Source organism: Pseudorhodoferax sp. (assembly GCF_047601025.1).
In the GTDB taxonomy this organism is placed as follows: Bacteria; Pseudomonadota; Gammaproteobacteria; order Burkholderiales; family Burkholderiaceae_C; genus Pseudorhodoferax.
The window spans coordinates 3,383,120-3,401,327 of record NZ_JASGJZ010000001.1; the positions used below are offsets into that span (position 1 = coordinate 3,383,120).

Sequence of the window (18,208 nt, forward strand, 5' to 3'; positions counted from 1 at the left end):
GGGTTCTCCGGAAGGCGTGGGAAGGGACGGTGTCGGAACGGGTGCGGCACGAATCGGGCCAGGCCGGCTCTGTCAGGCGGCGGCCGGCTCGAACGAAGGCTGGATGAAGCCGGTCTGGTGGCCGCGCTCCCAGGTGGGCTCCTCGCGCACCAGCCAGCGCAGCTGGTACAGCTCGGTCAGGGCCTGCACCCAGCTGTCGGCCAGGGTGTCGAGGATCTCCTGGCCCTGCGCGCGCGTGGCCGCGGTCGGGTCGCCGATGACGCCGCTGGGGCCGAAGTCGCGCGCCGTCCAGGCGCAGGCCGGGCGGCCGTCGCCCGACAGCAGCTTGATCGGGAAGGCCGGCGGGTAGTTGGCGACGGCGCGCTCCATGTGCACCGTCTCGGGCGCCAGCGCGAGCATCAGCGCGGTCTCGGAATGGCCGGCGTGCATGGCCAGCTTCTTCTCCTGCTCGCTGACCTGCCGGCTGGCCGCGCTGGGCAGGCGCGTGACGCCGTGCGGCACCACCACGAAGTCGCCATGGCGCAGCCGCAGTTCGCGCGCGGCCATCTCCAGCACCTGGGGCTGGCCGCCGTGGCCGTTGGCGAACAGCAGCTTGCGAAAGCCGGCGCGGTAGACCGACTCGCCGATCTCGACGACGGTGGCCAGCAGCGTGGTGCCGGTCAGCGTCATGGTGCCGGGAAAGTGCAGGTGCTCCTCGGACTTGCCGTAGGTGATGGCCGGCAGCGCGAAGGCGCGCACCTGCGGCGGCAGGCGGCGCAGCGCCTCGCCCATCACGCCGGAGGCGATGACGCTGTCCACCGAGCACGGCAGGTGCGGCCCGTGCTGCTCGATGGCGCCGCAGGGCAGCACGATCACCGTGTTCTCGCGGTCGGGCAGCTGGTTGATGTCGGTCCAGCTCAGGTAGGGCAGGAAGCGGTGGGGCGGGATGTAGCCGTGGAGCATGGGGAGCCTCGAAGGGTCAGGAGGAGGGAGCGAAGGCCGGCGCCGCCTGCCGCTGCGGCGCGGCGGCAGCGGCCTGCGGTGCCCAGTGGGCGGGCGGCGCGCCGTGGGCGACGCGGCCGGCGCGCAGCACCACGCGGCGCGCGGCGCGCGACGGAAAGCCGTGCGCGTCGGCATCGGCGAACAGCACCAGGTCGGCCGGCGCGCCGACGAGCGGGGGCGCGGCGGGCGTGCGGTCCAGCCAGTCGGCGCGGCACAGCGCCTCGGACCAGGTGTCGAACGGGTCGGGCAGTTGGCCCGCCAGCGCGCCGGCGGCCAGCGCGTCGACCGGGTCGTAGCTGCCCAGGCGGCAGAACGGGTCCTGCACGTTGTCGCTGGCCAGCAGCAGCGGGATGCCGCGTTCGCGCGCCTCCTGCACCAGCGTGAGGCCGCGCCGGCGCGGCGTGCGGCCGACGGCGGCGTCCTGCAGCAGCAGGTTGGTGGCGGGCAGCGCCACCAGCGTGATCGGCGCGCGCGCCACCGCGTCCAGCGTGGCCAGCGCGGTGGCTTCGTCCTGCGCCGCCAGCGCGCAAGCATGGCCGCAGACCACGCGACCGGCGAAGCCGATCTCGCGCAGCATGCGGGCGACGGCGGCCAGGCCGCGGGCCGAAGGCTCCAGCTCTTCGTCCACGTGCAGGTCGACGTCGAGGCCATGGCGCTGCGCGGCGAGCAGCAGGTGGCGCAGCGCCGGCTCGTTCCAGTGCGCGGTGTGGACGAAGCCGCCCAGCAGCGCATCGGGCCCGCCGGCGGCGACCAGGCGGGCCAGCCGGTCGGCCTCGGCCGCGTCCGCATGGAAGTCCAGGCGCATCAGGGCCACCCGCTCCAGGCGGATGCGGCCGCGCCAGGCCGCGGCCAGTTCGCCCAGCACCGGCCAGGCGACGGGCTGGCGGCCGGCCTCCCACCAGTCCACGTGGGTGCGCAGGCGGGTGCTGCCGGCCTCCCAGGCCCATTGCAGCGCGCGGCTGGCGCGTGCGTGCACGTCGCCGGCGGTCCAGCCGGCGCGGTCGGCCAGCATGGCCTCGATGGCGCCGAGCAGGCCGGGCGCGATGTGGCGGATGCGCGGCAGCGTGAAAGTCTTGTCCAGGTGCACGTGCGCGTCGACGAAGCCGGGCAGCGCCGGCGCGCCGTGCAGGTGCCAGGCACCCGGCGCCGCGTCTGGCGCGGCATCGGCCGCGGCCGGGCGCACCGCCGCGATGCGCCCCTGGGCGATGTCGATGCGTGCCGTGGCCGGCGCGCCCTGGGCCGCGGGCCAGCCGGCGGGCAGCAGCCAGCGCGGCAGGCGCACGTCGTGCAGGCTGGTGACGGATGGCATGGCGTGCCTCTCAGGCGAACTTCGCCATCGCCTGGCCCACGCGGGCCTTGAAGCGCGCGAGCTGTTCGGGCGTGGCCACGTTCATGTGGTAATGGGCGTGGTAGTCCACGCGGGCCTGCGCGGCCGTCAGCCGCTTCATGTAGCGGGTGATGATCTTGCGCGGCGGGTCGCCCATGTACCAGGCCACCCAGCGCGGGCGCCCGTAGGTCACCACGGCGCTGATGCGGCGGATGTTGGTGAGCATCGGCCGGACGTGGGCCGGGTCGCTGAGGTCGAAGGCCACGCCGGGCATCAGCAGGCGGTCGAACCAGCCCTTGAGCATGGCCGGCAGGCCGAAGCACCAGGTCGGAAAGCAGAACACGATCGCCTCGGCGCGGTGCAGCCGGTCGACGTAGGCCTGCACCGGGGCGCGGTTGCCCGGCACCGCGTGGTAGCCCAGCCGCTCCTCGCGCGACATCACCGGGTCGAAGCCCTCGGCGTACAGGTCGCAGTCGTCCACCTCGTGGCCGGCGCCGCGCAGCTGGCGCACCACCTCCTGGTGCATGGCGGCGGCGAAGCTGGTTTCGACCGGGTGGCAGTACACGACGAACACGCGCATGGGGTTTGACCGCTTAATCAGAGCAAGTGGTCAGATTCCATGCAAGGCATGTGCCAGCCGGTGCGCACTGCATTGGCGCATCGGCGCTGCCCTGGTCCGCCGCGCGTGCCGGGCGGACGCGGGGCGTTCTTCAGCTCAGTTGTCCACGGCGCTGGCGCGCCACCCGCGGCGCATGCAACCGGGCTCAGCAGTGGTTCGAACGGCCGTGGCGCAGGCCATGCCAACGGGCGCCGTGGGCCGGCTTGGCCGGACCGCAGGCGTGCCGTGCAGGCCGTAGCTGTTCCCGAGGAGCTGCCCTCGTCGGACCGTCCAGGCCTGCGCAGGCAGGCCTGGAGCTGCGGCCCTCCGCCCCCTGGAGGGGGCTGGCGCAGCGCGCAGACCGGGGGTGTTTCAGTTCAGGGGGTGATGCCGCAGCCCGCCAGCACGAAGGCGATGAGCTCGCGCGCCACCGGCTCGCGGTCCACGCCGGCGTTGCCGGGCAGGCCGTCCATGGCGCGCGCCTGCAGCGCGTAGTCGGCGTGGTACTGGGTCATGGCCCAGATGTGCTGCAGCAGCAGGCCGGCGTCCAGCGGGCGCATCCGGCCGCGGGCGATCCAGCCGTCGATGATGTCGATCTTCTGCTGCGTCCACTGCCGCGACGCGGGCCAGAAGCGCTCCAGGTTGCGCCCGCCGTCGAGCACCTCGCGCGTGAAGATGCGCGACATCTCCGGCTTGTCGAAGGCGTGGTCCAGCTTCTGCCGGATGTAGGCGGCCAGCACGCGGCCCGGGTCGTCCGCCTGCTCGTCGAAGGCGAACACCACCTTCCAGTCGTGCAGCACCTGCATCAGCAGCTCGTTGTAGAGCTCCTCCTTGCCGGCGATGTAGTAGTGCAGCTGCGGCTTGGTCAGGCCGGCCCGGTCGGCGATGGCCTGGGTGGAGGTGCCCTTCAGCCCGTTCTGGCTGAACTCGGTGATGGCCGCCGCGCGGATGTCCGCCAGGATGCGCTCGCGCCCCGGGCGGGCGCGCGTGCGGGGCGCCGCGGGGGCGAGGAGATCGGTCAGGCGCACGGCGGTGTCGGGGTTCATGGCGGCAGCGGCGAAGAATACACGCGGCCGCGCGGGCGGCGGCCTCACCAGTCTTCCTTCACGGCCAGCACCGCGTCGCGCCCGGCGGCCGCGCGGCCGGCGGTCCAGGCCGTCGCCGTGCCGGCCGCGACCACCGCCGCGCACAGCGCCGCCAGCCGCCCCCAGGGCGCATGCAGGTCCATGGTCCAGTGGAAGCTCTGCGGGTTGACCACGTGCACCAGGACCACGGCGACGGCCAGGCCCAGCGCCAGGCCGGCGATGGCGCCGATCAGCGTCCAGGCCGCGCCTTCGCCGGCGACCACGGCCAGGATCTGGCGGCGCGTCAGCCCCAGGTGGGCCAGCAGGCCGAACTCCTTGCGCCGCGCCAGCACCTGCGCGCTGAAGCTGGCGGCCACGCCGAACAGCCCGATGGCGATGGCCACGGCCTGCAGCCAGTAGGTCACGGCGAAGCTGCGGTCGAAGATGCGCAGCGAGCGGGCGCGCAGGTCGGCCACCGAGGCGAACGCCAGCAGCGCCCCGGCGCCGGGCGACTGCGCGTCGACCAGCCCGCGCAGGCGCTGCTGCAGCGCGCCGAGGTCGGCGCCCGGCGCCAGCCAGACCGCCAGCTCGTTCACGCGCGCGTCGCCGCTCAGGCGCTGGTAGTCCGCCAGCGGGACGAGCACCGCGCCGAACTGGCGCACGTAGTCGCGCCAGACGCCGGCCACGAACAGGCGCGGCGCCGGCCGCGCCTGCGGGAACACGGCCGCGGCCAGCGCATCCAGCGTGCTGCCGGGGCGCGCGCCGTGCAGGTCGGCCATGGGCTCGCTGACGTAGACGCCCAGCATGCCGGCCGGCACCGGCAGCGCCGGGCCGACCAGCGGCAGGCTGGCGGCCGGATCGTCCAGCGCGCGCGCCAGCAGCTGCACGGCTGGCCGGTCGGGCTGCAGCTGCAGGCTGCGCTGGCGCGTCGCCGCGACGCGCGCCACGCCCTCGCTGGCGGCGATGGCGGCCACGGTCCCGGGGGCGAAGAACACCGCGTCGCCGGCGCCGCTGCTGGCCGACGGGCGCAGGTACAGGTCGGCCGGCAGCACGCGGTCCAGCCATTCGACCATCGAGGTGCGGAAGCTGGCGACCATGACCGTCAGCGCCACCGCCAGCGACAGGGCCGCGACCACGCCGCTGACGGCCACCGCCGCGCTGCCGCGCACGCGGCGCGCGCGCTCCACGGCCAGCAGCGGCAGCAGGTGGTGGGCCACGCGCGGCTGCAGCCGGTCGTAGACGGCCTCGACCAGCCAGGGCAGCGTGCCGATGCCGCCGACCAGCAGCAGCGCGACCGACAGGTAGGCGCCCAGCGGCAGCCCGGCGACGGGCGGCGCCAGCGCCGCCAGCGCGCCCGCCGCGACCGCCGCCAGGCCGGCCAGCTGGCGGCGCCGGCCGGCGGGCGCCGGTCCCAGGCCCTTGAGCGCCTGGGCCGGCGGCAACTGCCCGGCCGCGCGCGCCGGCCACCAGCCGCCGGCCAGCGTGGCAGCCACGCCCAGCGCGCCGTAGAGCAGGGCCGCGGACCCGCTCCACTGCAGCGGCGGCGCCACGCCGGCGAAGTAGCCGCCGCCGAGGTCGCCGCCCAGCAGGCGCAGCGCCGCGGCCGCGAGCAGCGTGCCCAGCGCCAGGCCGGCCAGGCTGCCGGCCAGCCCCAGCGCGGCCGATTCGGCCAGCACCAGCCGGCGGCGCTCGCCAGCGGTGAGCCCCAGCACGCCCAGCAGCGCGAACTGCTGGCCGCGCCGCGCGACTGACAGCGACAGCACCGAGAACACCAGGAAGCTGCCGGTGAACAGGGCCACCAGCGCCAGCGCCGTCAGGTTCGTGCGGTAGGCGCGCGAGAGGTTGGACACGCGCTGCGCCTCCTGTCCCGGCGTCTGCGCGTGCACGCCGGCCGGCAGCGCCAGTTCGCGCAGCAGCGCGGCGCGGTCGGTGCCGCCGGCCAGCTGCAGGTCGATGCGCGTCAGCTCGCCCAGGCGGCCGAACAGGTCCTGCGCGGCGCCGATGTCCATGACCGCCAGCGGCGGGCCGCCGGCGGCCACGCTGCCGGCCACGCGCACCGGCCGCAGCGCCAGGCCGCTCTGCAGCTGCAGGCCGTCGCGGCCCAGCGCCTGCTGCGCGGCCGGGTTCAGGAACACCGTGGCGGGCGCGAACCAGGCCTCGCGCGCGTCGGGCAGGTCCCCGGCCACGGCCGGCAGCAGTTCCGGCGCGAAGGCACCGACGCGCAGCGCGTCCAGGCCCAGCACCCGCAGCGGCAGCCGCTCGGCACCGGTCGCGCGCGAGGCGGCCAGCGTCTGCAGCTCCAGCACCGGGCTGGCCTGGCGCACCTGGGGATGGGCGGCCACGCGGGCGTACAGCGCTTCGTCGAAGCCGCCCTGGGCCGCGCGCAGCTCCAGGTCGGGCTGGCCGTTCACGGCGCGCACGGCGCTGGCGAACTCGTCCAGCGCCGAGGCGTTGATCAAATGCACCGAGAACGCCAGCGCCACGCCCAGCATCACCGCGACCAGGGCCGCGGCGTTGCGCCAGGGGTGGTGGCGCAGCTCCTGCCAGGAAAAGCCGCGCAGCAGCGCGGCCAGCACGCGCGGCTCAGCGCGGGCCATCGGCGACGCCCCGGGCCGTGAGGCGCAGCACGCGGTCGGCGCGCGCGGCAGCGGCCTCGGAATGCGTGACCAGCACCAGCGCGGCGCCAGTGGCGCGCACCTGGCCGACCAGCAGGTCCGTGATGCGCGCGGCCGTGGCCGGGTCCAGGTTGCCGGTGGGCTCGTCGGCCAGCAGCAGCGGCGGCCGGTGCACCAGCGCGCGGGCGATGGCCACGCGCTGCAGCTGGCCGCCGCTGAGCTGCTGCGGCAGCCGCGCGCCCAGGCCGCCCAGGCCGACGGCGTCGAGCATGGCGGCGACCTCGGCGTCGCCGTCGCGCCGGCCGAGCAGCAGCAGGGGCAGCGCCACGTTCTGCGCCACGTCCAGGTGCGGCAGCACGTGGAAGGCCTGGAACACGAAGCCCAGCGCGCGTCGGCGCAGCCGGGCGCGGGCGTCGTCGTCGAGCAGGCCCAGGTCCTGGCCGGCCAGGTGCACACGGCCGGCGTTCCAGTGGTCCAGCCCGGCGACGCAGTTCAGCAGCGTGGACTTGCCGACGCCGGACTCGCCGACGATGGCGACGAACTCGCCGGGCGCGACGGCGAACGAGACGCCCTCGAACACCACGGACGCACCATGGCGCCGGGCCAGGCCCTCGACCTGCAGCGCCGCGGTCACGCCAGCTTCTCCAGCACGCGCGCCAGCGCATCCGGTGCGTCGCAGGCCACGACCTCGCGCGCGGGCATCGCGCGCAGCCAGGTCAGCTGGCGCTTGGCGAGCTGGCGCGTGGCGGCGATGCCCTGCTCGCGCAGCCGCGCCAGCGCGGCCGGCGGCAGCGGCGCCTGCGGGTCGGGCAGGGCGTCCAGCGCCATCCAGGCCTGGCGGTAGCCGACGCAGCGCATCGACGGCAGGTCCGCCTGCAGGTCGCCGCGCGCGCGCAGCGCCCGTACCTCGTCCACGAGGCCGGCGGCCAGCATCGCGTCGAAGCGCTCGGCGATGCGCGCGTGCAGCCAGGCGCGGTCCTGCGGCTCCAGCGAGACCAGGCGCCCGGGCAGCCCGGCGTAGCCCCGGCCGCGCCCATGGAACGACGACAGCGGCCGCCCGCTGGTGCGCCAGACTTCCAGCGCACGCTGGATGCGCTGCGCGTCGTGCGGCGCCAGCCGCGCGGCCGTGGCCGGATCGACGGCGGCCAGCTCGGCGTGCAGCGCCGGCCAGCCGCGCGCGGCGGCCTCGGCGTCCAGCGCGGCGCGCACGGCCGGGTCGGCCTGCGGCATCGCGTCCAGCCCGTCCATCAGCGCCTTGAAGTACAGCATGGTGCCGCCGACCAGCAGCGCCAGCGCGCCGCGCGCGCGGATCTCGCCGACGAGCCGCGTCGCGTCGGCCACGAACTCGGCGGCGCTGTAGGCCTCGCGCGGGTCGCGGATGTCGATCAGGTGGTGCGGCGCGGCCGCGCGCTCGGCGGCGCTGGGCTTGGCCGTGCCGATGTCCATGCCGCGGTAGACCAGGGCCGAATCGACGCTGACGATCTCCACCGGCCGGCGCGCGGCGAGGGCCAGCGCGGCCGCGGTCTTGCCGCTGGCCGTGGGGCCGGCCAGGCCGATCCAGGCGGGATCCGGAGGAGAGGGATGGGAGGAGGCGGGCACGCTGCGGGCTGCCGGCGGCCCGGGGCGGCCGCCGCAGCGGCGCATTGTCGCAAGCCCGCCGAGGCCTCGAGGAAAAGCCGGCGTCGCGCCGGGGCGGCGATGCGGGGAACGGATGCCGCCGGCGAGCCGGCCTCGCCACCAGCGCACCGCGGCGGCCTGCCGCGCAGGCGCGGGCCGGGTCCAGGTTGAACGCTGCATCGGCGGCCGTGGCGACGCCTGAACAGCGTGGCACTGGCCGGCCGGGCCACGTGCCCGCAGCCGCCCAACGCGCGCAGGGCGTTTTGCCAGCTGCGACGGCGTCGCGCAGTGGCAGGTACGCGGCGGCTAGACCGGCTGCCGCGTGAGCTGCGTGATGAAGTTGCGCATCGCCATCGACAGGCCGCGCTCGCGGGGCTTGGCCACCACGAGGCGGCGCAATGCCCACGGCTCGTCCAGCGGCACCGTGCGCACCAGTTCCATGTCGCGCGGCATGAGCATGTGTTCCGGCTGGATCGTGACGCCCTGCTGCATGCGCACGAGGCCGGTTGCCGCATAGACGCTGTTGACGGTGTACTTCGGCTTGAAATCGAGCCTGGCATCCGCGGCCGCCTGGCGCACGTGCGCCATGAGGCTGGTGCGCGGGGAGAGCGCGATGTACGTGTGCTCGAACAGCTCGCGCATCTTCACGTAGGGCCGGTCGGCCAGCGGGTGGCCGGCCGGGACGAGCGCGATGAGCCGGTCCTGGCGGTATTCGATCGTGTCGATCTCGTCCTCCGGCAGGCCGGGCGTCGAGACGAAGACGCCGACATCGACTTCGCCCGCGGCCACGGCGCGCAGCACGCTGCCGTTCATGTGTTCCTGCAGGTCGATGTCGACCAATGGGAAATCGCGTGCGAACTCCGCCACGTCGTGCGCCACGTAGCGGGAGATAATCCCGCCGGTCGACGCCACGCGGATCATGCCCCGCACGCCTTCGCTCAGCTCGCCGAGGTTGCGCCGGACGTCTTCGAAGGCGTTGAAGACCTTCGTCAGGTGGCGCGCCAGCACCAGGCCTGCGGCCGACGGAATGACGCCCCGTGGATTGCGGTCGAACAGTTCGGCGCCGACGATCGCCTCCAGATCCTGGATGCGCTTGGTGGCCGCCGAGGCCGCGATGTTCTCGCGTGCGGCCGCGCGGCCGACCTGGCCTTCTTCGATCACGGTCAGGAACAGCTTGAGCGTGAACAGGTCGACCTGGCGGATGAGGTGGACTTTGTTGAAGGTTCCAGACATTTCCGAGAAAAGCCGTTCCGAGAGCGCAAAGGCGAAAGCCTATCCCCCTTCCACCCGGCGAACAAGGAGACAACACCTATGCCATGGTCGATGAACCCATCCGTTCGCTCCTCTTCGTGCCCGGCCACGAGGCCCGTCGGAATCGAGGAGTCCGTCGGCAGCCAGGCCGATGCGCCGATCCCCGGTCCGCCGGAGGCCGCGAGACGCTGTACATGACGTTGCGCGCCGTGATGGCCGTGCGCGACGCTGGCAAGCTGCCGGTCGGCGGGGGACAGCAGGCGCATGCCATCGGGGACCTGCAGGCTTCGGCGCGGCGCGGCCGCGCGCTGGGCATGAGCGGCGAGCTGCGGCTGCCGCTGCACCCGGGCCACGCGGCGGCGATCGACGAGATTGCCTGCCCTGCGGCGGGGCGGGTGGCCGATTGCGAAGGCATGATCGCGGCGCTCGACCAGGCCCCGGGGCCGCGCCTCGTGTCCGCGTGGTGCGCGCGGTTCACCGACGAGGCCGCGATCGTGCAGCTGGAACGGGGCGGGACTTCCGCCGGGCGCGTCAATTCACCCGGGGGCCGTGTCGTTCATCGGTGGCCTCGCGTGGGAGCGAGGGACGCGTCCACAGTTTCTCAGGCCCACCGGCCGAGCAGGCGCGGCAGCGCCGAGGCGAGCAGCGCGACGCCCGACATCGTCAGCAGGCCCAGCACGATTTGCCGGAACCTGGCCTCGTCGATGCCGGTGTAGAGCCGGGTGCCCAGCAGCGTGGGCACCAGCATCGCCGGCGCGACGACGGCGAACAGCGGGACCATCGCGCGCGTGACGACGCCCGTGGCGAGGTAGGTGCCCATCGTCACCAGCAGCATCGAGAGGTTGAAGTTCTGGATCACCGCGCGCTGCGCATCCTTGTCCATGCCGCGCAGCGTGCACCACAGGGTGGGCAGCGTGCCGGTGAAGCCGCCGATGCCGCCCATCACGCCCCCGGCCAGGCCCACGGCGCCGTCGGCCAGCCGCCCGCCCCAGGCGATGCGCGGCAGCCTGCGCGCCATCAGCATGGCCGGGCACCACAGCACCAGCAGCGTGCCCAGCACCGCCTTGAACCAGTCGACGTCCAGCCGGGGCAGCAGCATGACGCCCAGCGGCACGCCGAGCAGCCCGCCCAGCACGAACGGCAGCAGGCGCCGGGCGTCGAAGCCGCGCCGCACCGAGACGGCGGCGATCAGCTGCCCGGTCAGCGCGCCGAACACCGTCAGCGCCGCCGCCAGGCGCGGCTCCAGGGCCCAGGCCCAGAACGACATCGCCACCATGCCGAAGGCGAAGCCCGACAGCCCCTGGACGAAGCCCGCCACGACGGCGCCGAGTGCCACGACGATGTAGTTCGCCTCCATGCCCATCCTCCTCGCTGCCCGGCATTGTGGCGGGCACGCCATGAGGCGATCATTCGAAAATGGGATCGATCCATCCCAAAGACCTCATGGCTTCGCATGCTCCGCTCCGATGAACTCCAGGCCCGGCTGCGCGCGCGCCTGAAGATGCGCCACCTCGTCATGCTGTGCCTGATCGAGCAGCATGGCTCCCTGACGCGCGTGGCCGAGCACATGGCCACCACCCAGCCGGCGGTGACGCACGCCCTGGCCGAACTGGAGGCCATGTTCGGCGCGGCGCTGTTCACGCGCTCGGTCCGTGGCATGGCGCCGACGCCGCTGGGCAAAGCGGCACTCGGCCGTGCCCAGGCCATGCTGCAGGACCTCGGGCACTGGGCGCGCGACATGGAGGCGGTCGGCGCCGGCCATGCGGCGCACCTGCAGATCGGCGTGATCCCCTTCATCCCCGGTCGGCTGCTGGCGGCGGCCATCGGGCGGACTCGCCTGCAGGGGCGCGGCATCACGGTGACGATCCACGAGAACACCAGCAACCATCTGCTGGCGCAACTGCGCGCCCATGCGCTGGACTGTGTCGTCGGCCGCGCTTCCCCCATCCTGTCGATGGATGGCCTCGTGCACGAGGTGCTCTACGAGCAGGAGCCGAGGCTCATCGCGCACCGGCGCCTGGCGACGCGGCTCGGCCGCGGGCCGCTGTCGTGGGCCGAGCTCGCGCAGCTGGACTGGGTACTGGGCCAGCGCGATACGCCGATGCGCGAGCAGATCACCGACTTCTTTCTCCGCGCCAACGTGCCGCCTCCCGCGCCACTGGTGGAGAGCCTGTCGGCCAAGGTGATCGGCGAACTGATCGCCGCCAACGAGCGAGCGGTGTCCATCGTGCCGGCGGACATCGCGGAGGAACTGGCGCGCCTGGCGGGTGTGGGCGTGGTCGCGCACCGCTTCGGCTGGACGTTGCCGCCGGTCACGCTGTTTCGCCGGGCGCAGGAGTCCGTGCGTGCGGCGGATGCGCTGTTCGCCCAGGCGCTGCGGGAGGTCTGCCGCGCCGGCGGTTAGCAGCGGCAGCCTGGAACGGTGGCGGCATGGCCCGCGCTACCGGTGGTCCGTCAGCGCCAGCGCGTCGGCCGGCGCCGGGCCGGGCCAGGGCCCGAACAGGGCCTGCAGGGCGCTGCGGTACTGGTCGTGGCCGCGCACGATGGTGTCGTGGTGGGTGCCGCCCTCGACGACCACGAAGGCCTTGGGCTGCCGGGCGGCGTCGTACAGCCGGCGGCCGATGTCCGGGCTGATCAGCCGGTCGTCCGAGCCGTGCACCACCAGCAGCGGCGAGCCGATGCGCGCGACCTTGCGCACCGACTCCATGCGCTGGGTGATCAGCCAGCCGATCGGCAGCCAGCCCCATTTCATGCTGGCCGCGACCTCGGGGATGGAGGTGAAGGTGCCCTCGACCAGCACGCCGCGCTCGTCGTCGACCTTGGAGGCCAGGTCGATCGCGATCGCGCCGCCGAGCGAGTGGCCGAAGATGTAGCGCGGCCGGCCGGGGTGGTGCGCGGCCAGCCAGTCCCAGGCGGCGCGGGCGTCCTCGAACGCGCGGTCCTCGGACGGCAGCTCGGTCGTGCTCTTGCCGAAGCCGCGGTAGTCGATGGCCAGCACCGCGAAGCCCAGCGCCTGCATCTGGCGCATGCGCGGCGCCGAGCCCTGCACGTTCCAGCGCGCGCCGTGCAGGTACAGCAGCACCGGGCCGTCCGCCGGCTGGCCGGCGGGGAGCCACAGGCCGTGCAGGCGCACCGGCCGGCCGGAGACCTGCGAGTGGAAGTCGATCCACACGTCTTCCATGCCCTCGGCCATGGCGGCGCTGTGGCCCCAGCTGCGGTCGCCGGGCTGGAAGATCCAGTCGCGCTGGCGCTCGTCCAGCAGGCCGCAGCCGCTGACCACGGCGATGGCGGCCAGCAGCGACAGCAGCAGGGCGATCAGCGAGGTGCTGCGCATGGCGGGCAGAGACTCGGCAGGCGGGGCGGAAGTTCAATCCCGCGGCGGCGGCGTGGGCTCTGCGGCGCCCATCTCACCGTCCGCGCAGGAACAGCTGGTCCAGCTCGCGCACCGTGATCTGGCGCCAGGTCGGCCGGCCGTGGTTGCACTGGTCCGAGCGCTCGGTGGCCTCCATCTGGCGCAGCAGGGCGTTCATCTCCTCCAGCGTCAGGCGGCGGTTGGCGCGCACGGCGCCGTGGCAGGCCATGGTGGCCAGCAGCTCGTTGCGGGCGCGCTCGACCACGCCGCTGGCCTCGTGCTGGGCCAGCTCGGCCAGCACGCTGCGCGCCAGCGCCACCGCGTCGCCGTGGGCCAGGCTGGCGGGCACGGCGCGCACCGCCAGGGTGCGCGTGGAGAACGGCGCCACGTCCAGCCCCAGTTCGCCGAGCGTGTCGGCGTGCGCCTCGGCCGTGGCCAACTCCTGCGGCGTGGCCGCGAAGGTGGCCGGGATCAGCAGCGGCTGGCTGGCCAGGGCCTGCCGGTCGGCCTGGGCCTTCAGGCGCTCGTAGACGATGCGCTCGTGCGCGGCGTGCATGTCCACCACCACCAGGCCCTGCTGGTTCTCGGCCAGGATGTAGATGCCCTGCAGCTGGGCCAGGGCGCGGCCGAGTGGCCAGGCGGGGCTGTCGGCGGCGGGCGCCGGGTCGGCCTGAGTCGGTGCCGGCGCCGGTGCGGCCGGCAGCGCGGGCGCACCGGCGGGGATGTTCCAGGCGGCCGGCGGCTGCGCCACGCGGGCGGTGGGCGCGGGGCTGCTCCAGGGCGCGGGTGCCTCGGCGGCCGGCGGCGGCGTTTCGGGCGGGCGTTCGGCGAAGGCCATGGCCGGCTGCTGCCAGGTCGGTGGCGCGGCGGGGCGCTGCGGCGCCGGGGCCGGCATGGCACCGGCCAGCGCGGCGCGTGGCGCGGCCAGCGCCTGGTCGATCGCGTGGCGCACGGCCTGGTGCACCTCGCGGCTGTCGCGGAAGCGCACCTCGATCTTGGTCGGGTGCACGTTCACGTCCACGCGCGCCGGATCGATGTCCACGTACAGCAGGTACACCGGCTGGCGCTGGCCGTGCAGCACGTCCTCGTAGGCGCTGCGGGCGGCATGGCCCAGCACCTTGTCGCGCACGAAGCGGCCGTTGACGTAGGCGAACTGCTGGTCGCCGCGGGCGCGCGCGGCGTCCGGGATGCCGGCGCGGCCGCGCACGCGGATCAGCGGGCCGCCGGCCTCGGCCTGGGCGTGGCTGGCGTAGTCCACCGCGACCGAGCGCTCGACGAAGTCGTCGCCCAGCACGTCGGCCATGCGCTGGGTGAGGCCGCCGTCGTCGCCGTCGGCGCAGGCGCGCCACTGCTCGACCAGCTTGCCCTCGTGCCAGACGGCGAAGCCCACGTCGGGCCGCGCCAGCGCGTGGCGGCGCACCGCCTCGACGCAGTGCGCGAGCTCGGTCGCGTCGGTCTTCAGGAACTTGCGCCGGGCCGGCGTGCTGAAGAACAGTTCCTTGACCTCCACCGTGGTGCCGGCCGCGCGCGCGACCGGCTTCATCTCGCCGGTGCGGCCGTCGAGCAGCATGGCGTGGGCCTGGTCGGCCGGGCGCGACAGCACGGCCATGTCGGAGACCGAGCAGATCGCCGCCAGCGCCTCGCCGCGAAAGCCCATGGTGGCCACGCCTTCCAGCTCCTGCAGGCTGGCGATCTTGCTGGTGGCGTGGCGGCGCAGCGCCAGCGGCAGCTCGGCCGCGGGGATGCCGATGCCGTCGTCCTCGACCGCGATCAGCCGCACGCCGCCGGCCAGCAGGCGCACGGTGACCTGGTGCGCGCCGGCGTCCAGCGCGTTGTCCACCAGCTCGCGCACGACCGAGGCCGGGCGCTCGACGACCTCGCCGGCGGCGATCTGGCTGACCAGCTCGTCCGGCAGCTCCTGGATGCGCCGGCGCGCGCCGGCGGCGGGCAGCGCGGCGTTCACGTCAGCGCCCGGCCGCAGGCGGCGCAATGGGTGTCGCCGGCCTGCACCGCGGCGGCGCAGGATGGGCAGGCTGTCGCCGGTGCCGGTGCCGATGCGGGCGTGCCGGCGTCGGCAGGCGGATCGGCGACGGACGGATCGGCGGCGGCGCCGCCGCCCGTGGCCGCTGCCGCCGTGGCGCGGGCGCGCTCGGCCATCTGCTGCGCGCGGGCCTGGGCCTGCTCCTGCAGCTCGCGCGCCTTCTCGACCGCGTAGTCCAGGTGGGCGTCCACGTGGGCCTGCTCGGCCGCCAGGTCCAGCCCGTCCAGCGCCTGCAGGTACACGGTGCTGACGCCGCGCAGGTACACCAGCCCCGGCAGCGTGCAGGCCGCCGCGAACAGCACGCTGCTGCCGAAGCCGGCCGCCGCCGCATGCGCGCTGCGGCCGGCGGCGTCGAAGCCGCCCGAGATGTCCACGCTGCCGAGGATCGGGCCGGACACGCCGGCCGTGATCGCCACGCCGCCGAACAGCACGGCCGCAATCAGCAGCCCCACCAGCGCCGCGATGCAGGCCACGACCAGCATCAGCACCAGCACCATGCCGAGCCGGCGCCGCGAGATCGCGATCAGCTGGCTCACGCATTCCCGCGCCGTGGCGCCGTTCCACACCGAGGGCGCCGACAGCGGGAACACCACCATCGGCAGCGCGAACAGCGCCACGCCGCTGGCGGCCACGGCCAGCGGGAACACCACCGCGTACAGCATCGGCCCGAACAGCGGCAGCTTGCAGGCGAACACCACGACGGCCAGCAGCGCCAGGCCCGCGAGGTACAGCGCCGCGAGCCACAGGTAGACCAGCAGCAGGCGGTGCGAGTGCGCCAGCGAATGCGCGACCGCGTCGACGATGGAGCGCGAGCGCTGGCCGTGCGCCTCGTCCATCAGCATCACGCCGGCGGCGTTGACGCCGTAGAACATCACCCCGTAGGCGCCGATGGCGAACAGCGCGACGAAGAAGTAGCTGAAGCCGGCCAGCAGCGTGCCCAGGCCCATCAGCAGCGCGCCGACGACCAGCGTGATCAGCAACAGCACCAGTGCGCGCCAGTTGCGCATCGCGTCCACGCTGTCGAGCAGGGTGCCGCTGTCCTTGATCTGCCGGGAAAGCACGTGTTTCTCTCCTTGGTCCCCGCCGGGCGCTACGGGCTCGGGCGGTTCTGCCTATTTTCCTCGGCCAGCCGCAGGCAGGTCGGATGCCGGCGGTAGGCGTCCTTGGCGCACTGCATGCTGACGCAGAAGCGCCGCGTGAAGCTGTTGCTGCTGTCGGTGCACTGGGTCTCCGGGCCGGCCGGGGCCGCGGTGGCGGCCGCTGCAACGACTGTGGGTGCGGGAGCCGGTGGCCGCGCCGCGGGGCGGGGCGCCGGGGCGGGAGGCGCGGCTTCCACGGCGGCGGGAGGCGGGGCGGGTGCCGGGAGGCTGGCGGTCGGCACCATGGCCGGTTCTGCCACTGGAACGGCCGGGGCCGGCGGGTGCCGCGGCGCGGTGGCGGCGTCCCGCGTCGCCGTCGGCATGGGACCGGACGCGGCAGGTGCCGGGACCGACGCAGCCGGCGCCTGGCCCGATGCGGCCGGCGACGGGGCGGACGTCGCGCCTTCCGCAGGTGCCGGCGCAGCCGGGGCCGCGCTGGCCGGCGGGGCGGGTTTGGGGACCTCGTTCTGCAGGAACTCCTCGACCGGCTGCGGCGCGTCCGGCGGCCGGCGGTTCTGCCACCACAGCCCCGCCGCCAGCGCGGCGAGCAGCAGCAGCACGACCAGCGCGGCGTTGCGCCCACGTGGCGGCGCGGGCTGCGCCGGCGCCGCGGCGGCCGGGCCGGCGCCCGCCATCGGATTGCCGCAACTGCGGCAGAAGCGCGCCGCGGCGTTGTTGGGCTTGCCGCAGGCCGTGCAGTACACGCGCGGCGGCACGGCAGCCGGTGGTGCTGCGGCGGCAGCCTCGGCGGCGGGGAACAGGGGCGTTGCGCACTTCTTGCAGAACCGGGCGATGGGCCGGTTCCCGGTGCCGCAGGCCGGGCAGATCTTGGACATGGGGGACAGCAGGTGGATGGCGGGGCCCCGGGCGCCGGCACGCCCGAAGCGGGCCGATGCTAGCAAACGCCCCGCGACCATTCCCGGCCGCGCCCGGGTTTGTGACAAGTGCTTTCAAATCGGGCCCCGATAATGCCGCCGCATGGAACTGGCAAGCTTTCTGATCGATTTCATCCTGCACGTGGACCGCTACCTGGAGGCCTTCGTGCGCGACTACGGCCCCTGGGTCTACGCGCTGCTGTTCGTCATCGTGTTCGTGGAGACCGGCGTGGTCGTGATGCCGTTCCTGCCGGGCGATTCGCTGCTGTTCGTGGCGGGCGCGCTGTGCGGCCTGGGGCTGATGAGCCTGCCGGTCGCGATCGCGGTGCTGCTGGTGGCCGCCATCCTGGGCGACCAGTGCAACTACAGCATCGGGCGCCATTTCGGCCCCAAGGTGTTCCAGTGGGAGGACTCGCGCTTCTTCAACCGCAAGGCCTTCGACCAGGCCCACGCGTTCTACGAGCGCTATGGCGGCGTGACCATCATCCTCGCGCGCTTCATGCCCTTCATCCGCACCTTCGCGCCCTTCGTGGCGGGCGTGGCCGCGATGAGCCGCGGCAAGTTCACCGCCTTCAACGTGGCCGGCGCGGTGCTCTGGGTGGTCGGCCTGTGCACTGCCGGCTACTTCCTGGGCGGGCTGCCCTGGGTCAAGCAGAACCTGGACAAGATCATCTGGGCGCTGATCCTGGTGCCGGGGCTGATCGCGATCTTCGGCGCCTGGAAGGCGCGCCGCCAGGCGGCCGCGTAGCTGCCATGATGCGGGCCTTCCGTCCACCGTCCTTCACCGGGAGCCCCCGCATGCCTTCTTCGTTCTCGTCCTTCTTCTCCCGCCCGCGCGCCGTGCTGCTGGGCGCCGCCACCGCCGTGGCGCTCGGCGCCGTGCTGCTGCCCGCGGCGCAGTCGCAGATCCGCGCCAATCCCAGCCTGCAGCCGATGGGCGTGTCCGCCAGCGGCAACGGCAGCACGGCCTGGTTCCACGATCCGGCCACGGGCCGCGCCGTCGCCTGCCACCACAGCAGCGGCGGCGCCATCCAGTGCCAGGCCGTGAAGCTGCCGGAAAGCTCCTGAGCCCCCGGCAGCGCGCAGGCCCGGCCGGGCTTCAGCGGTTCTGGTCGCGCCGCTTGCCGACCTCGTTGCCGACCAGGGCGCCGGCGGCCGCGCCGCCCACGGTGCCCAGCGTGCTGCCGAACACCGCATTGCCGACCACGCCGCCGGCCACCGCGCCCACGCCCGTGCCGACCTGGGCGCTGGTGGGGTTGGTGCCGCAGCCGGTCAGCCCGATCACCGAAGCGGCTGTCACGGCCAGGAGGGTCTTGATCATGTCGTCACCTCGTCATGTCGTTGCGAT

17 protein-coding genes are annotated in these 18,208 nt (G+C 74.5%); 3 read left to right on the forward strand and 14 right to left on the reverse strand.

Annotated elements, in window-relative coordinates:
- Positions 1-72: 72 nt before the first annotated feature.
- The 9 genes from QM782_RS15875 to QM782_RS15915 form a co-directional block, all read right to left on the reverse strand.
- A complete protein-coding gene (locus QM782_RS15875; protein ID WP_415203870.1) occupies positions 73-942 on the reverse strand; it encodes a creatininase family protein in 870 nt (289 codons plus the stop codon).
- A gap of 16 nt (positions 943-958) precedes the next feature.
- Positions 959-2,290 carry an amidohydrolase family protein gene (locus QM782_RS15880; protein WP_415203871.1) on the reverse strand — a complete coding sequence of 444 codons (1,332 nt, stop codon included), beginning with the start codon at positions 2,288-2,290 and terminating at the stop codon, positions 959-961.
- Positions 2,291-2,300: 10 nt separating this feature from the next.
- Positions 2,301-2,888, reverse strand: coding sequence for an NAD(P)H-dependent oxidoreductase (locus QM782_RS15885; RefSeq protein WP_415203872.1), 588 nt, complete (start codon positions 2,886-2,888; stop codon positions 2,301-2,303).
- 395 nt (positions 2,889-3,283) lie between these two features.
- On the reverse strand, positions 3,284-3,952 hold the full coding sequence (locus tag QM782_RS15890) for a TetR family transcriptional regulator C-terminal domain-containing protein (RefSeq protein ID WP_415203873.1): 669 nt from the start codon (positions 3,950-3,952) through the stop codon (positions 3,284-3,286).
- Between the two features lie 44 nt (positions 3,953-3,996).
- Complete coding sequence (locus QM782_RS15895) at positions 3,997-6,567, reverse strand: FtsX-like permease family protein (RefSeq protein WP_415203874.1); 2,571 nt, start codon at positions 6,565-6,567, stop codon at positions 3,997-3,999.
- On the reverse strand, positions 6,554-7,219 hold the full coding sequence (locus QM782_RS15900) for an ABC transporter ATP-binding protein (RefSeq protein WP_415203875.1): 666 nt from the start codon (positions 7,217-7,219) through the stop codon (positions 6,554-6,556). Before QM782_RS15900 ends, QM782_RS15895 begins: the two co-directional genes overlap by 14 nt.
- Positions 7,216-8,184: a tRNA (adenosine(37)-N6)-dimethylallyltransferase MiaA gene (gene miaA / locus QM782_RS15905; protein WP_415203876.1), complete on the reverse strand. Its 969-nt coding sequence runs from the start codon at positions 8,182-8,184 to the stop codon at positions 7,216-7,218. The genes QM782_RS15900 and miaA overlap by 4 nt, the downstream gene beginning before the upstream one ends.
- A gap of 324 nt (positions 8,185-8,508) precedes the next feature.
- Positions 8,509-9,435 (reverse strand): LysR family transcriptional regulator, encoded by a 927-nt coding sequence (locus QM782_RS15910; RefSeq protein WP_415203877.1) that lies wholly within the window; start codon positions 9,433-9,435, stop codon positions 8,509-8,511.
- Between the two features lie 619 nt (positions 9,436-10,054).
- A complete protein-coding gene (locus QM782_RS15915; RefSeq protein ID WP_415203878.1) occupies positions 10,055-10,810 on the reverse strand; it encodes a sulfite exporter TauE/SafE family protein in 756 nt (251 codons plus the stop codon).
- 96 nt (positions 10,811-10,906) lie between these two features.
- On the opposite strand from QM782_RS15915, the gene QM782_RS15920 reads away from it, so the two are divergent.
- Entirely contained in the window at positions 10,907-11,857 is a 951-nt protein-coding gene (locus tag QM782_RS15920; protein ID WP_415203879.1) for a LysR substrate-binding domain-containing protein, read from the forward strand.
- 36 nt (positions 11,858-11,893) lie between these two features.
- Here the strand turns inward: QM782_RS15920 and QM782_RS15925 are convergent, their stop codons facing one another.
- The 4 genes from QM782_RS15925 to QM782_RS15940 all read right to left on the reverse strand — a co-directional run bounded on the left by QM782_RS15925 (position 11,894) and on the right by QM782_RS15940 (position 16,821).
- The gene (locus QM782_RS15925; RefSeq protein ID WP_415203880.1) at positions 11,894-12,787 is read right to left on the reverse strand and encodes an alpha/beta hydrolase; all 894 of its coding nucleotides are present in this window, start codon (positions 12,785-12,787) and stop codon (positions 11,894-11,896) included.
- Between the two features lie 73 nt (positions 12,788-12,860).
- The gene (mutL, locus tag QM782_RS15930; RefSeq protein ID WP_415203881.1) at positions 12,861-14,768 is read right to left on the reverse strand and encodes a DNA mismatch repair endonuclease MutL; all 1,908 of its coding nucleotides are present in this window, start codon (positions 14,766-14,768) and stop codon (positions 12,861-12,863) included.
- A complete protein-coding gene (locus QM782_RS15935; protein WP_415203882.1) occupies positions 14,765-15,907 on the reverse strand; it encodes a hypothetical protein in 1,143 nt (380 codons plus the stop codon). Before QM782_RS15935 ends, mutL begins: the two co-directional genes overlap by 4 nt.
- Positions 15,908-15,936: 29 nt before the next feature.
- Positions 15,937-16,821, reverse strand: coding sequence for a zinc ribbon domain-containing protein (locus tag QM782_RS15940; protein WP_415203883.1), 885 nt, complete (start codon positions 16,819-16,821; stop codon positions 15,937-15,939).
- Positions 16,822-16,963: 142 nt separating this feature from the next.
- Between QM782_RS15940 and QM782_RS15945 the strand changes: the two genes are divergently transcribed.
- On the forward strand, positions 16,964-17,608 hold the full coding sequence (locus tag QM782_RS15945) for a DedA family protein (RefSeq protein ID WP_415203884.1): 645 nt from the start codon (positions 16,964-16,966) through the stop codon (positions 17,606-17,608).
- Positions 17,609-17,658: 50 nt separating this feature from the next.
- Positions 17,659-17,928 carry a hypothetical protein gene (locus QM782_RS15950; RefSeq protein WP_415203885.1) on the forward strand — a complete coding sequence of 90 codons (270 nt, stop codon included), beginning with the start codon at positions 17,659-17,661 and terminating at the stop codon, positions 17,926-17,928.
- Between the two features lie 31 nt (positions 17,929-17,959).
- On the opposite strand, the gene QM782_RS15955 is transcribed toward QM782_RS15950, so the two are convergent.
- Positions 17,960-18,181 carry a glycine zipper domain-containing protein gene (locus QM782_RS15955; protein ID WP_415203886.1) on the reverse strand — a complete coding sequence of 74 codons (222 nt, stop codon included), beginning with the start codon at positions 18,179-18,181 and terminating at the stop codon, positions 17,960-17,962.
- Between the last annotated feature and the right edge of the window lie 27 nt (positions 18,182-18,208).